This is a genomic window from Actinoplanes sp. NPDC000266 (assembly GCF_042899005.1).
Classification (GTDB): Bacteria; Actinomycetota; Actinomycetes; order Mycobacteriales; family Micromonosporaceae; genus Actinoplanes.
In genome coordinates this window covers 26,170-38,593 of sequence record NZ_JBIAZI010000012.1, presented here as the reverse complement: position 1 = coordinate 38,593, position 12,424 = coordinate 26,170, and the positions used below count along the sequence as shown (strand labels likewise).

Here is a 12,424-nt window from a genome sequence, read left to right as displayed (position 1 = left end):
AACAATCCCTCACGGTCTCGCCATTTTTGACCCCGTACGGCACCATGCTCGGGTGCAACGAATCCAACTCGTCTCGTTGATCGTCGCAGCGGTGGTGGCAGTCGGAGGTGGCGCGCTGATCGTTCAGGGCCTCCAGAGCGGCGACGACTCCGGAGGGTCGTCGGCCTCGGGCGGACCGTCACCGACCCGCACCACCGTCGATCCGGCGATCGCCCTGCGCGCCCAGCGCCGCCAGCAGCTCACCGCGGCGCTCACCAAGCTCGCCCCGACCGTTCCCGAGTTCTCGGTCGCGGTCCTCGACCGCAAGACGGGGGAGCGGTTCGAGTTCAAGGGCACCGAGAAATTCGACACCGCCAGCGTCGTCAAGGCCTCCATCCTCGCCTGCACGCTGCTGCAGGCCCAGGACGACGACCGCAAGCTCACGACCAACCAGCGCGACCTGACCGCCCGGTCGATCCGCAACAGCGACAACGACGCCACCACCGCGCTCTTCGGTGACCTGGGCAAGGTACAGGGGCTGACCGCGTGCAACAAGCGCCTCGGCCTGACCCAGACGGCCGTGAACAGCGCCTGGGGCTTGACCCGCACCACCGCCGACGACCAGGTGCGCCTGCTGGCCGAGTTCGTCGATCCGAAGAGCCCGCTGTCGGTGCCTTCCCGGCAGTACGCCTTCTCGCTGATGACCAGCGTCCAGGAGGACCAGGACTGGGGTGTGCCGGCCGCGGCCAAGGCCGGCGAGACGGCCACCGTCAAGAACGGCTGGGACACCCGCGACGCCGACAACGGCCTGTGGGCGGTCAACTCGATCGGCCGCATCACCTCGGCCGACCGCAAGACCGACGTCTCCGTGGCCGTGCTTTCCCACAACAATCAGACGTACGAGGATGGCATCGCTCTCGTGGAGAAGGTCGCGAAACTGACGAGGCAGTACCTGAAGTACTAGGACCGGAAGCCCGCGAAGAGCGAAGTGAACGCGTAGTCGCTCTGCGCGATGCCGCTGCACGAGCTGCTGACGGTGCCGTCGGCGCAGCCGTCGTTGTCGCGGTCGGCCGACCAGAAGCGGACAAAGCCCAGCTTCTTCTCCTCGGCGTAGTCGAGCAGGGTCCGCGCGTTCGCGACCGTGGTGGTGGCGCCGCTGTCGTTGACGCCGATCATCGGGGTGACGCCGAGCATCTCGTACAGGTCGGCGTCGGCGACGTCCGGCCAGATCGCGGCCACGTCGTCGCGGACCGCCTCGGCCGCCTTCGTCATGGCCGTGCCCCAGTCACCGGACGCCTCGAAGTTCATCGTCATCACGTTGACGGTGACGTCGAGGCCGGCGCTCTTCACGCTTGTCAGCAGCTCGGTGGCGTCGTCGGTCAGGCCGTCGCCGTCCTCGGCCACCGGCACGGTGACCGAGACGACCGTGTCCCGCGCGGCCTGCACCGCTTCGAGCGCCGTGGCCACCGTGCCGGCGCTGAACTGCTGGCCGTCGCCGATCAGGATGTCGACGTCGAGCCGGTTGCTGCCGGCGGCGTCGAGGGCTTTCTCGTACGCCGTGGCGAGCTCCGTGGCGGTGCAGACGGCCTCGAGATAGGTCCCGTCCGCCCCGCCCGTGGCCACGGTGATCTGCCCGCCCAGATCGGCGATCGCGTCGAGGTCGTCCTTCACGTCGGCGTCGTCCAGCGCGGTCGAGCCGCCCCACGTGGCCGTGCAGTCCCCGGCGCTGTTCGCGACCGCGAAGGCCACGGTGTAGTCGGCCTGCCCGGTCGCCTCGGCGATCGCCGTGACGTCCGCCGTCCCGCTCTCGATGTCCAGATATGGCGAGACCCGATGGTTCCCGGTGACCGAGACGCTCGGCGTGGGCGAGGCCGCTTCATCACCGTTGCCGCATCCGGCCACCAGCAGCAGGCCACACAGGCCGGCGAGGACGCGCATTTCCCTACTTTATCGGTGAATACCGAAAAATGATGCGGCCCGGGAGAACCTCCCGGGCCGCATCACTGCTGATGGTCAGCGTTTGGTGACGGTGGCGTCGCCGGTCCAGGTGGCCGTGTTGCCGGCCTTGTCGGTGGCGGTCGCCGTCAGGGTGTAGGTGCCGTCGAGGCGGGTGGCGTTCCAGAGCAGGGTCCACGGCGCCTTGGTCGCCGCCACCGTGTTGATGACCTTGCCGTCCTGGGTGACGACCAGCTTGACCTGCTTGACACCGCCGTTGTCCTCGGCCGTCGGCGTGAGCTTGACCAGGCCGGTCACGGTGCCCGGCAGCGCGATGTCGATGACCGGCGCCTCGTTGTCGACGGTGAAGACGCGGCTCAGCGTGCTGACATTGCCCAGCTTGTCGGTCGCCCGCAGGGTCAGGACCTGGGTGGCCTCCAGCGTGGTGGTGTCGACCTCGATGGCGTACGGGCCGCTGGTGTCCTCGCCGATGACCTGGTCGCCGGCGAGCAGCTCGACCGACGCCACCCCGGACGGGTCGGTGGCGGTGGCGTTCGCCGTCACCGTGCCGCGCAGCGGGGCCGACGCGATCGGGGTGGGCCAGGCGATCCGCGGGCCGGCCAGGTCGGCGACGACCTTGCGGGTGGTGGTGGCGCTGTTGCCGACGGCGTCGGTGGTGCGCACGCCCAGGGCGTACGTGGTGGAGACGGCCGGCGTCCACTCGATCGACCACGGCGCCGACTCGATCGTCTGGATCACCTTGCCGTTGAGGAGCAGCTCCATCCTGGCGGTGTCGTCCGACGGGTCGCTCAGCGCGACCGTGACCGGGCCGCTGATCGCGACGGGCACGTCGGCGGCGGCCGACGGGGCCGCGTTGTCCACGGTCACCGTGGTCGAGGCGGTCGTGGTGTTGCCGGTGGTGTCGAACGCCGTCACGTCGAGCTTGTAGTCGCCGGCGAGCTTGCCGGTGGTCCAGGCCAGCGTCCACGGGGCCTTGTTGGAGACGACGGTGGTCAGCACCTTGCCGTTGTCGTCGGTGACGACGCCCTTGACCTGCTTGACCGCCACGTCGTCGTCGACGGTGGGGGTGATCTTCACGGCGCCCTTGAGGATGTCCGGCACCGAGATCTCGACGGTGGGCGCGGTGTTGTCCACGGTGAAGGCGCGGGCGATGGCGCTCTCGTTGCCCAGCGTGTCGGTGGACCGCAGCGTCACGGTGTCACCGCTGGACAGGGCGGTGGTGTCGACGGCGATGGCGTACGGCGCGGTGTCGTCGGCGCCGATGACCTGGCCCCCGGCCAGCACCTCGACCGAGGTGACCCCGCTGGGGTCGGAGGCGGTCGCGGTCACCACGACGGTGCCGCGCATGCTGCCCTTGGCGGCCGGGGTGACCCACTTGAGGGCCGGGCCGAGGTTGTCGATCTTGACGGGGACGCTGGCCGCCGTGGTCACGTTGCCGGAGGTGTCGGTGACGCGCACCTTCACCGCCTTCTGGCCGGTGAGCCCGGCCGTGTCCCAGTCGATGCTCCACGGCGCCGAGGTGGCGGTGCCGGCCAGCTTGTCGGCGACGAACAGCTCCATGCGGGCGGTGTCGTCGGACGGCGCGGTCAGGGCGACCGGGATGACGCCGGAGGCCGTGGAGGCGACGCTGAAGGCGGCCGACGGGGCGATGGTGTCCTTGACGGCCGGCGTGGGCACGACGCCGCCCGTGATGGCCTTCAGGGCGTTCTCGGCGTTGACGCGACCGTGGGCCACCCACGAACCGACCGAGTCGGTGGTCCCCTCGACGGCGGCGCGGATCTGCTCGGCGGTGGCCGACGGCTTGGCCGCGCGGGCCAGCGCGGCGACGCCGGCGACGACCGGGCCGGCCGAGCTGGTGCCCGCGTACCAGTAGAACTTGTTGTCGGTGCCCTGCGCGTAGTTCTGGCCCGGGGCGGCCACGTCGACCCACGGGTTGCTCGCGCCGTTGTAGTTCGACCAGCTGTAGCGCAGGTCGCTGGTGTCCGAGCCGGCCACGGCGATCGCGGACGGCACCGCGGCCGGGTAGAACGGGCTGGTCACGCCGTCGTTGCCGGCGGACGCGATGACGACGACGTCCTTCGAGGCGGCGTACGCCACGGCGTCGCGCACCACCTGGGTGTCGGTGGCCGTGCCGAGCGAGAGGTTGATGACGTCGGCGTTGTGGTCGACGGCGTACACGATGCCCTTGGCGATGACGTCGGTGGTGCCCTTGCCGTCGGCGCCCATCGCCTTGACCGGCAGGATCTTGCAGGTCCAGCACACGCCGGCGACGCCGGTGGCGTTGTCGCCCTTGGCCGCGATGACCGAGGCGGCCTTCGTGCCGTGCCCGTTGTCGTCGGCCGGGCTGGAGTCGTTGTTGACGAAGTCGTAGCCGGGCAGCAGCCGCCCGGAGAGCTCGCTGATCGCGCTGACGCCGGTGTCGACCACGGCCACCACGACGTCGTCGCCGGTGGTGTAGGCCCAGGCGCCGGGCGCCTTGATCTTCGAGAGGCCCCACTGGTTCGGGTAGCTGGGGTCGTTCGGGGCGGCGGTGGAGACGACCGAGGCGACGGCCTTGGACTCGACGTAGGTGACGTTCGGGTCGTCGCGCAGCGCCTCGACGGCCTCGGCCCGGTCGCCGGCCGGCACCGTCACGGTCAGGCTGTCCAGGGCGGGGGTGGCGGAGCTGCTCAGCACGTCGACGCCGGGCTCGGCGTCGAGGGCGCTCACCGTGGTGGCGGCGGCGCTGTCGCTGCGCAGGCCGACTACCAGTGAGGACGGGTTCGGGTCAGCGGGCGCGGCGGCGAGAGCCGGCGCGGCGGTGACGGCGGTCAGCGAGGCGGTCGCGAGGGCCGCGGCAGCTGCAGTCTTCATTCGGTAGGCCACGGCGTTGTCGATCGGCCGTGCGGTGCCCGCACTCCACCGGAAAAAGGATGACCCCACCTCGGCCGAACGGACGATGGGCGTCGAGAAACCGCTGGCAGATTTAGGACACCGGGGCGGAAACGGCGATCATCTGCGGCATCCTCCGGTGTGCAGATCTCTGAGGAGGGGACGACCGTGGCGATCCTTGCCGATGCACCGAAGATCCAGGGCAACATCCTTCTGCCCTTCGGCGGCCGGTACCAGGCCTTTGTGACCCTGTCCTTCCGCAACGACCGGCACGGCGCCCGCGCCTGGCTGCGCGAGGCCGCCGGCCGGGTGGCGGGCACCGACGACGTCGAGCAGGCGCTGGACGGCGACGACGAGGGCCGAGGGCGGTCCCGCCGCGGCCGGCGCCTCAAGCAGTCGGCCGTGCTGCTCAACGTCGGGCTGACCGCCACCGGCCTGACCCTGCTGCACCAGGAGGTGGCGGCCGACCTGGCGCCGTTCGACGCGTTCTGGCGCGGCCCGCTCGGCACCCGGCTCGACGCCGACGGGCGGCTCACGACGGCGCCGGCCCTGCTCGGCGACATCGGCGACAGCGATCCCGCGAACTGGGTCGTCGGCCGTCCCTCCGGCGCGCCGGTCGACGCGCTGCTGACCCTGGCCGCCGACGACGCCGGGACGATCCGTGACGCGCTGCGCGACGAGCGGCGGATGGCCGAGGACGCGGGCCTGGAGGTCCTCTGGTCCGAGCAGGGCGAGGTGCGCCGCAACGAGGGCAACCGGCGGGTCGAGCACTTCGGGTTCGCCGACGGCATCTCGCAGCCCGGCGTGCGCGGCTTCAGCGACCCCGAGCAGAGCGGCGCGGTCATCGCGCCCGGCGAGTTCGTGCTGGGCTACCCGGGCGAGCGCCGCCCGCAGAACTGGGCGCCCCGGCCGAATCCGGCGTCCTGGATGCGCGGCGGCTCCTTCCAGGTGTTCCGCCGGATGAACCAGGACGCGGCCGGCTGGTGGCGCCGGATGGGCGGCAGCGGCGCCGAGGCCGACTCGGCCGCGGCCAAGGCGCTGGGCCGGTCCCTCGACGGCGCCCCGCTCGAGCCGGGCGCCACGCCGGAGAACCAGAACGGCTTCACGTACGGCGACGACGAGGCGGGCCGGCACACCCCGCTCTACGCGCACATCCGCAAGATGAACCCGCGTGAGGACGACGTGTTCCGCGACCGTGGCCACAAGATGCTGCGCCGGGGCATCACGTTCGGGCCGGCCTTCGACCGGGAGCGTCCCGACGACCAGGAGCGCGGCATCCTCTTCAACGCCTACGTGGCCAGCATCGAGGACCAGTTCGAGTTCCTGCTGCGCCACTGGGCGAACGAGCCGAAGTTCCCGACCAGCGCCCTCAACGCGTACGGGCGCGGCCTCGCCGACAAGGACCGGATCGACGGCCTCGACCCGGTCGTGGGCCTGAGCGAGGAGCAGGCACGCGAGCGCCTGCCGCAGGAGGTGGTCGACCGCATTCCGCGACAGGCGTTCGGTGGCTTCGTGACAACGACCGGTTGTGTGTACGCCTTCGCGCCCTCCCTGCCCGCGCTCAAGCAGCTCGCGGGGGAGGCGCCGGTCGGTTAGTCAGGCCCGTTCGGCCTGGCGCAGCAACGCGTCGAGGTCGGCGCCGTCGTCGGCCGCGATCCAGTCCGGCAGCTCGGGCAGGATCGGGCCGGGCGGCAGGAGCGTGCCGGTGAGCCGGCGGTATGCCTCGCGGTAGTCGACGCTGGGCGCCCGCCGGTACAGCGTGCGGTAGATCTCGGCTGCGGTGTCGCGGGCCTCCGAGTCCTCGGGATCGGCCTGCCACACCGCGTCGAGCACGGCCGCCCGCTCGTGCGGCTCGGTCCACTCGGCGGCCGCCTCGCGCAGCGTCTCCGCCGCGCGGGCGGCGTCGATCTCGCCGGCCACGGCCCGCAGGCGTACCGACATGATGAAGGCGCTCACCAGCGTGTCCTGCTCGCCGTGTTCCTCGGCGATCCGCAGCGCCTCACTGTTGAGCCGCTCGGCCACCGCCAGGCGGTCCTCGGCCAGGTGCAGGCGGGCCAGGCGGTGCAGCCAGTCGCAAAGGAAGTACGGCGCGTCCAGCTCCCGGGCCATCTCGATGGCCCGTTCCAGCAGCCGTTGCGCCTCGCCCGGCCGGCCCTCGCCGGCGGTGATCGCGGCCAGTTCGGCCACCTGGTCGGCCATGCTGGAGGTGTCGCGCAGCTCGACCGCCACCCGCAGCGAGCGCATCGAGCACTTGCGGGCCCGGGCGTAGTCACCCTCCTTGCGGTAGATCTCGCCGATGTTGCCGACGATGACGTTGGCCTCGTGCCGAGCGCCGATCTCGCGGGCCACCTCCATGGCCTGCCGATAGGAGGCGATGGCCTGGGCGTGGTCGCGGGCGCGCATCGCGGCCCAGCCGAGGTTGCCGGCGGTGTGCAGGATGCGGTGCCGGTCGCCGGCCCGGTCGGCCTCGGTGAGCGAGCGGCGCAGGTTGTCGAGCGCCTCCTCGAGGCGGCCACTGTTGAGGTGAACGAGGCCGATGTGGCCGAGCGCGGCGCTCATGGCCGACAGATCTCGGTGCCGGGTGGCCAGCGTGAGGTGGCGCTCGGCCATCGCCAGGGCCTCCGGATAGGCGCCCTGGCGGTAGAGCGCGAAGGTCAGCCGGTCCATCGTGCGGGACAGGCCGGCCTCGTCGCCCAGCTTCTCGAAGCCGGCGATCGCCCGCTCCAGCCAGGTCACCGACTCGGCGTACGAATGCGTGTACATCAGCAGGTCGCCCAGCTGGCGCTGGCCGGCCGCGACGATGTCGGCCCGGCCGGTGGCCCCCGCGACCAGCATCGCCCGCCGGTAGTGGTCCTCGGCCTCGGCCCACTCCCCGGTGTGCTGGTGCACGGCGCCGATCTCGATGTGCAGCTCGGCCTGCTCGGCCCGGGGCAGTAGAGGCAGCAGACGGCCGTAGTAGTACGTCGCGGCCTCGTTGGCGAAGATGGCCTTGGCCCGGTCGCCCGCCGCGCGGTACCAGAACCGCTGTTTGTCGACCCGGCCGGTGCGCGCGTAGTGGAAAGCCAGCACGTCCACGTACTGCGGAAGCCGGTCGGGGAAAGACTGCTCGATGAACAGGCCGACCCGCTCGTGCAGGGTGGATCGGGTGTCGTACGTGATGCTCTGGTAGGCCGTCTCCTGAGTGATCGGGTGCTTGAACTCGTACTCCGGCTCCGGCTCGGGCTCGACCTGCGGAGTCAGGTCGAGGTTGTGCAGCCGCCGCAGGCTGTTGGTGACCTGGCGCCGGGTGCCGGCGGGCGGGTAGACCGAGTGGATCCACGGCGGCCGGAATCGCCGCCCGATCACGCTGGCCACCTTGATGGCCGCCTTCTCGGCGTCGGTGAGCTGGTCGATGCGGGCCATCACGAGCCGTTGCAGGCTGCCCGGCGGGTGCAGCTCGGCCAGGGCGCCCGGATCGCCTGGGTCGACGCCGTTGAGGTGCAGGTAGCTGACCAGCTCCTCGATGTAGAAGGCGTTGCCGCCGGTCTGCTCGCGCAGTCTGCGGACCAGGCTGGGCGAGATCAGCGTGCCCGGCCCGTAGCGCTCCCGCAGCCGCAGCCGGGTCAGCCGGTCGGCGTCGTCGTCGGTCATCGACGTCAGAGGCAGATCGACCACCTGGTCGCGCCCGCTCAGCCGGTACGGCAGCGGCTCCCGCGAGGTGGCCAGGATCAGCACCGGCACATCGGCGATGTGCCGGGAGATGAGGTCGAGCAGGGTCAGTGAAGCCGGGTCGATCCAGTGGCAGTCCTCCAGCAGCAGAATCAGAGGCTCGGCCGTGGCCCGGTCGTACAGGCAGGCCAGCAGGGTCGAGCGCAGCAGATGGTCGCGGCCGGCCGCGTCGAGCTGGGCGGTGAGCTCGGTGTCCGGCATCGGCAGATTGATGACCGCGGCCAGCAGCGGCGCCCTCTGGCCGTTGCCGTCGTAGCGGGTGCTGCGCTCGGTGAGCAGCCGGCGCTGCTCGTCGATCGGCAGCTCGGGGGCGATGTCGAGCAGCTCGCGCCAGATCGAGCGCCAGACCAGATAGCTGGCGCTGGTGCCGTGCGAGCGGCAGCTGTCGCCGTAGCCGGTGAAGCCGAGCTCGCCGGTGAGCCGGCAGGTCTCGGCGGCGAGCCGGGACTTGCCGATGCCGGCCTCGCCGTGCAGCCACACCACCCGTCCGGCGCCGCTGTGCACCTGCCGGACCACCCGGTCGAGCACGGCCAGCTCGCGCGACCGGCCGACCACCGGGCCGGGCGCGGGCGACGGCAGCGGGGCCGGCGCCTCGTACACCTCGACGACGGTCCAGGCCGGCACCGGCTCGGCCTTGCCCTTGGCGGTCACGAACCGGGGTCCGTCGGCGATGAGAAGATCGCGGGTCCGCTCGTACGTCGCCTGGTCGATCAGCAGGCGGCGGTTCGGCGCCGCCTGCATCAGCCGGGCGGCCAGGTTGACCGCGTCGCCCACGACCGCGTACTCGCGGCGCACGTCCGAGCCGACCTCGCCGCAGTAGACCGGCCCGGTGGTCACCCCGCCCCGGTACGGGCCGCCGGGCAGCGCCAGCAGTTCCAGGCAGCAGCGCAGCGCGCGTTCTTCGTCGTCCTCGTGGCTGACCGGGGTGCCGAAGACGGCGACCAGCACGGTGCCCTTGTCGTCGGCCATCAGGTGGCGCAGGTGGCCTTCGTACTGGTCGATGATCGCGACCCCGGCCGCCAGGTAGTCCTGGAGGGCCTGGACCGTGCCGGGGTCGTCGGCCGAGAGGTCGGGAAGGCGTACGAAGGCCGTGGTGACCTTGCGGTGTTCGTTGACCAGCTCGTGGCGGCCCGAGCGCAGCCGTTGCCGGATCGCCGGATGCAGGAAGGGTTTCAGCAGCCGTTCGAGTTCGGCGCCGGCCAGCGTCGGCCGTGGCGTGCCGTCGACGGTGGCCCGTCCGGCGGCCAGGCCGGCCGTCTTTTGCAATGCCTCGTCGGCGACGATCTCGCCCTGGCCGGCCCGGTGCAGCGCGACGATCGCGTCGTCCAGCGCGGGGCCGGCGATCAGGTGCTGGAGGCGGATCGCGGGATCGCCGACCAGCATCACCTGAAGTGGGCCGCCGGCCAGCCCGACGCGGATGGTCAGCGAGCGCGGCCCGTCCGGGGTGTCGACCGGCGCCACCGCGGCCGTGGCGGCCCGGATCAGCTCGGCGCACTCGATGGCCCGGCGGGCGACCTCGGCGGCGTCGCCGGGCGTGTGCAGGAAGGTACCGACGAGGGCGTCGCCGGCGAAGTCGACCACGCTGCCGCCGGAGCGGGCGATGGTGTCGGCGGTCAGCTCGAACCAGCGGTTGATGATCCGGGTGAGCTGCTCGGTGCCGTACGCGCCGGATCCGGCGAAACTCTCCGTCATCGCCGTGAAGCCCACCACGTCGGCGAACAGAACGACGGCCTCGGTACGCTGGGTGACTGGCGGATTGCTGACACTCTCGGTTGCCAGATGGAGCGCGAGGGCGTAGTCGGGCAGGTAGGAACGCCAGGTCGCGGCCAGTTCGCTCACGATCTGTGACGATGGGGTAACCGGGGGCTCCTCGGTCACGCCTTGTGCCGCCACCCTTCGGATCCTACTGTCGGGTTCGCTCGGCTCGTTCTTGGGTTGTTCGTGCCGCCAGTCTCGCCAATTTCGTCTATTTCGACATTTTCGTCAATGTCCTTTTCATCACTGTCGATCTTGAGGGGACCCGGACATGAGTCAGCCGCTCAGTGACGTCGCTTTCGAGCTCCTCGGCGCGTGCGTCCACTCCCTACGATTTGCCTTCGGTTCGCCGCTCGACTATCCGTACGCCCCGCCGATCGCGGAAAGCAATCCACCGTCCGCTCTGTACCGTCGCGTGCTGGCCGCCTCGCCGCCGCCCAAGCGCGAGGGCGCGGCCTGGCACACGGGCCTCAGCCTGGACGGCAAGCCCTTCCAGCCCGACGCCTTCTCCGACCGCCTGGCCGAGGTCGTCCCCGACGAGGGCGTGCCCTCGCTCGACGTGCCCGAGCCCGAGACCGTCGTGCTGGACCAGATGATCACCGTCTCGCGCACGCCCGGGACGATGAGCTTCCCGGGCCGCGACCACGGTAAATACGTGCTGTCCACCCGCTACTGGAGCCCGCAGGTCGACACGGCCGAGGTCAGCAAGGACGTCGACTACTACGGCGAGTTCCGGCTGAACTGGAACCGGCCGCCGGCCGGGCCGTGGGTGGCGGTCAGCCTCGACGGCTTCTGGCCGGCCGAGCGCGACAGCGCCGACGTGGTCATCCCGCTCGGCGCCTGCGACTCGTCCTGCAAGGATTGACGTTCATCTAATCACGTGATCCGATCGAGGGCATGTGGCGCCGATTCGCCGTCCCCGCTGTCCTCGCCCTCCTTCCCCTCCTGCTGATCCAAGCCCCCGCGCGGGCTGCGCTGCCCACCGCCGCCGTCGCCCTGGGCGACAGCTTCATCAGCGGTGAGGGCGCCGGAAACTACCAGCCCGTCGTCGACGCCTCCGGGCAGGCGCAAGCCTTCCCGGGGTGGTCGGCGGCGAACAGCAACGCGTTCTTCTGCCACCGCTCGGCCAACGCCTCGCTGCTGAAGGCGAGCCTGCCGGGCATCCAGGACCGCTTCAACCTGGCCTGCTCCGGCGGGCAGCCGGCCGACATCGCGGCCGCGTCGAGCGCCCGCGAGAAGGGCCGCACAGTGGCCTCCCAGCTCGACCAGCTGCGGGCGGTGGGCCGCACCCACGACATCGACCTGGTGCTGATCGGGCTCGGCTCGAACAATTCGTCGTTCACCTTCGGCGACGTGGCGGTCAAGTGCGCCAACCGGTTCGTGGCCGACGCGTGGACCGGGTGGTGGGAGTTCTGGGCCTACCTGGGCGGGCCGGTGCCGCAGGAGCCGTGCGCGGCGGGCGACCTGGCCACCCCGGCCCAGCTGTCGGCGGCCGAGGCGGAGACGGTCACGGCGGTCCGGTCCATCCTGAGCACGCTGGACGAGATCGACGCGGACGGTGTCCATCGCGTGGTCTTCCAGGACTACACGAACCCGCTGCCGACCGAGCTCGAGAGCAGCCTGCACTCCGAGGACGGCCGGGCCGACGACCGGGACAAGTTCCGGGCGCTGGGCGCGGAGCGCTATCGGGCGGGCTGCCCGATCCACCGGGCGAGTCTGGGCCCCGGGCACACGTTCTCGGCAGGGCTGGGCACGCTGGTGGCGGGGGTGCACGGCACGGTCAGCGCCGAGTTCCCGGGCGCAGACCTGGTCCATCTGAACGTGCAGTCGGCGTTCGACGGGGCCCGGTTGTGCGAGCGGGCGGGAAGTCCGGGCAACGCGCTGGCGACCCCGATCCGTCTGCAGGACGGCCCGACCGGCGTGTTCCTGACCGACCTGGCCGGCCGCGACAAGCTGGACATCCAGCGGATAGCGAACGCCTGCGTAACGTACTTCCAGACCTGCCAGGAGTCCTGGCACCCGAACGCGGCCGGCCACGCCGTCCTGGCCCAGTGCTTGTCGGGAGCCGCGACCACAGCGTCCCACTCGGTCCGCTGCACCCGCTCCACCAGCGGAACGATCAGCGTGGGCTGAAGCGTTCGTTTGTGCCCGTTCG

General features: G+C 71.4%; 7 protein-coding genes. 4 read left to right on the top strand and 3 right to left on the bottom strand.

Annotated elements, in window-relative coordinates:
- Positions 1-52 precede the first annotated feature (52 nt).
- Positions 53-943, top strand: coding sequence for a serine hydrolase (locus ACFY36_RS39485; RefSeq protein WP_499751016.1), 891 nt, complete (start codon positions 53-55; stop codon positions 941-943).
- On the opposite strand, the gene ACFY36_RS39480 is transcribed toward ACFY36_RS39485, so the two are convergent.
- Both ACFY36_RS39480 and ACFY36_RS39475 read right to left on the bottom strand, forming a co-directional pair.
- Positions 940-1,917, bottom strand: a complete 978-nt coding sequence (locus ACFY36_RS39480; protein ID WP_499751015.1) for a glycoside hydrolase family 18 protein — start codon at positions 1,915-1,917, stop codon at positions 940-942. The genes ACFY36_RS39485 and ACFY36_RS39480 overlap by 4 nt on opposite strands.
- Positions 1,918-1,992: 75 nt before the next feature.
- Positions 1,993-4,788 carry a S8 family serine peptidase gene (locus ACFY36_RS39475; protein ID WP_499751014.1) on the bottom strand — a complete coding sequence of 932 codons (2,796 nt, stop codon included), beginning with the start codon at positions 4,786-4,788 and terminating at the stop codon, positions 1,993-1,995.
- Positions 4,789-4,974: 186 nt separating this feature from the next.
- On the opposite strand from ACFY36_RS39475, the gene ACFY36_RS39470 reads away from it, so the two are divergent.
- Positions 4,975-6,402: a Dyp-type peroxidase gene (locus ACFY36_RS39470; protein ID WP_499751013.1), complete on the top strand. Its 1,428-nt coding sequence runs from the start codon at positions 4,975-4,977 to the stop codon at positions 6,400-6,402.
- On the opposite strand, the gene ACFY36_RS39465 is transcribed toward ACFY36_RS39470, so the two are convergent.
- Complete coding sequence (locus tag ACFY36_RS39465; protein ID WP_499751012.1) at positions 6,403-10,353, bottom strand: tetratricopeptide repeat protein; 3,951 nt, start codon at positions 10,351-10,353, stop codon at positions 6,403-6,405.
- A 187-nt stretch (positions 10,354-10,540) separates the two neighbouring features.
- Here ACFY36_RS39465 and ACFY36_RS39460 point away from each other — a divergent pair, with 187 nt between their 5' ends.
- Positions 10,541-11,134 (top strand): hypothetical protein, encoded by a 594-nt coding sequence (locus ACFY36_RS39460; protein WP_499751011.1) that lies wholly within the window; start codon positions 10,541-10,543, stop codon positions 11,132-11,134.
- A 32-nt stretch (positions 11,135-11,166) separates the two neighbouring features.
- Positions 11,167-12,402, top strand: a complete 1,236-nt coding sequence (locus ACFY36_RS39455) for an SGNH/GDSL hydrolase family protein (protein ID WP_499751010.1) — start codon at positions 11,167-11,169, stop codon at positions 12,400-12,402.
- Positions 12,403-12,424: the final 22 nt, after the last annotated feature.